Origin of the sequence: Streptomyces minutiscleroticus, from assembly GCF_014650875.1 — a bacterium.
Lineage (GTDB): Bacteria > Actinomycetota > Actinomycetes > Streptomycetales > Streptomycetaceae > Streptomyces > Streptomyces minutiscleroticus.
Genome location: NZ_BMVU01000209.1, coordinates 1 through 1,166, shown reverse-complemented (window position 1 = coordinate 1,166; position 1,166 = coordinate 1). Strand labels below are relative to the sequence as shown.

Below are 1,166 nucleotides of genomic sequence, written 5' to 3'. Positions count from 1 at the left end.
GCATCCGGCACCGCATCGCCCGCAAGGGCATCGAGTCCTCCCAGCGGCTGGGCCGTCACCGCTGGGTGATCGAGCGGACCATGGCCTGACTCGCCGGCTGCCGCCGTCTGCACCGCCGCTACGAGCGCAAGGCGGAACACTTCCTGGCCTTCACCAGCATCGCCTGCACCCTCATCTGCTACCGCCGACTCGCCAATTGAGATGACCTCTTACTGCCGTCGCTGAGTACGCCTGGCGCGAGTCGAGTGTTCGGGTGGAGGTCCCGGAGAAGCCGATGATGTGGCCGCAGTACGCCCGCGGCGTTCCGGTTCAGGTGGCCGACAAGCGGCGGACGCTGTACGGGATCGTGCGGCCCTGCCCCGACCTGGTAGCCGCCTGCCCCACGCTCGCGGAGGAGCTGGTCCTGGCCCGTAACGCTCACGAGGCGCGCGAACTCGCCGCCGTCCTGCCCCAGGGCCGGATCGTCCACCTCGACCTGCCCGAACACGAGCAGCTCACCGTGTGCTGAAGCGGCCGTCTGGCAGCGCTTCAACGGCAGCAGGATCGCAACCACGTGGTGCTGCCTCTTTTCCCTTGGCGCTGGGGTGGGCCCGACCGGGCCCACCGGGCAAGGCCCTCAGGTCAGGGCAGCGTGGCCGGCCTCGGTGGCCTCCATCAGGTCGGGCCGCTCTCCGTTCGCCGGGTGGACGATCCGGATGAGACCGCCGTCGTGCAGGTCGATCGTCGCCTTGTAGAGCCCGAACTGCTTCTCCTGCCATGCCACGCGCCGGGGGTCTTCCTCGGCGGCGCTTCGCTCGAAGTCCGCCGGGTGGATGGTGTGAAAGAAGTCGGAGACGGCCACGGGCTCTGGTGACTGGGCGATCAGGCGAAGGAGCTCATACTCATCAGCGTTCAGCGTCATGACGGCAGCCTCGTAGGACTCCGTTAGGTCGGTGCTGATCTTGCGGGTTCTGGGCAGGGGCTGTCGGCAGGTGGTGCAGAGGCCGGTCCAGCACCTCAGAAGGTCCTGGAGGGCATCGAGGACCTGGTAGAGGGTGAGACCGGTGCACCGACTTTTGGGGCCAGGCGTTGTTCGGTGAGGAAGGCGTGGGCGGCGCTGACGAGGGTGACGTGGTGGTGGAAGCCGGTCCAGGAGCGGCCCTCGAAGTGGTCCAGGCCCAGGCCGT

The 1,166-nt window shown here is 68.3% G+C and carries 2 protein-coding genes and 2 pseudogenes; 2 read left to right on the top strand and 2 right to left on the bottom strand.

All coding sequences use genetic code 11. The features are described from left to right. Both IE271_RS43200 and IE271_RS41035 read left to right on the top strand, forming a co-directional pair. Nucleotides 1-200: pseudogene (locus tag IE271_RS43200) on the top strand (transposase); the annotation flags it as partial. A 74-nt stretch (nucleotides 201-274) separates the two neighbouring features. Continuing rightward, nucleotides 275-508, top strand: coding sequence for a hypothetical protein (locus tag IE271_RS41035; RefSeq protein ID WP_190195494.1), 234 nt, complete (start codon nucleotides 275-277; stop codon nucleotides 506-508). A gap of 108 nt (nucleotides 509-616) precedes the next feature. Here IE271_RS41035 and IE271_RS41030 read toward each other — a convergent pair whose 3' ends face one another. Beyond that, complete coding sequence (locus IE271_RS41030) at nucleotides 617-901, bottom strand: hypothetical protein (protein WP_190195495.1); 285 nt, start codon at nucleotides 899-901, stop codon at nucleotides 617-619. Nucleotides 902-996: 95 nt separating this feature from the next. Beyond that, nucleotides 997-1,166: pseudogene (locus IE271_RS41025) on the bottom strand (IS701 family transposase); the annotation flags it as partial.